At 43.7% G+C, this 844-nt stretch carries 1 protein-coding gene; it reads right to left on the bottom strand.

The window, feature by feature from the left end; genetic code table 11:
* Nucleotides 1–844 (bottom strand): ISNCY family transposase (locus Ga0466249_RS25795; protein ID WP_215832369.1); only part of this gene is annotated, 844 nt, incomplete at both ends.

The raw sequence follows: 844 nt of genomic DNA, 5'->3' as shown, positions 1-844 counted from the left end.
AGGTTGAACAGAAAATTGGTCATTGAACAAGGAAATGTATTTTGCTAGGAAAGCATTAGCTTGATCCACGGTTGAAACGTGAGCAAGCTTAAATTCAACGGGTAAGCGACTTTGTAGGGTTTGCCAAAGACGTTCTACGCGACCTTTGGCCTGTGGTGAGCGAGCAGGAATCAGGGTAATACCAAGCTCGCCCATAGATCTGCCGAATTGAGTGTCATTGACCACCTTGCCAGAGAGTTGATCTTCGATAGAAAGTTTACCGGCAAGAGTGGAAAGAAAAATAGCATGTCTGTCAGTATATAAGCCGACAGGAACGCCATGAGAGAGAATGCATTGGCGCATAACCTCCCAGTAGCCGTGAAGGCATTCATTTTTGGTCATATAAAGACCAACGATCTTGCCAGTAGCATCATCAATAGCGCCGTGAAGGGCAAATTTATCATTGGAAGCAAACCACTCAAAGGGAGTGGCATCCATTTGAATGAGCAATCCTTGCTGGGTTTTACGTTTACGGCGACGATGAGGCTTAAATCTGCGGCGTTTCTTAGGGCTTTTAATACCGGCATTAGTAAGAAGGGTATAAAGGGATGAGTAGCTGATTTTAATGCCTTCTTGTCGTAGAAGCAGCTCTTGAAAATGGGTGAAATTAGCTGATTGATAAAGTTCGGATTGCTTTAAGGAAATGATTTTATCGACAATTGATTGAGAAAAAGAATGTGCTGGTTTGCGGTTGGTGTTTTTGTGAATTAGAGCTTCAGCGCCTTGAGCAAGTACTCCCTTCTTTAATCGAATGACCTGACGCTGACTAATTCCCAAACTCACTGCGGCTTCGGCAACGGTTAAA

The sequence above is a fragment of the Pelorhabdus rhamnosifermentans genome, from assembly GCF_018835585.1.
In the GTDB taxonomy this organism is placed as follows: Bacteria; Bacillota; Negativicutes; order UMGS1260; family UMGS1260; genus Pelorhabdus; species Pelorhabdus rhamnosifermentans.
The sequence above is the reverse complement of the archived record's forward strand: the minus strand, read 5'-3'. Positions and strand labels throughout refer to the sequence as shown.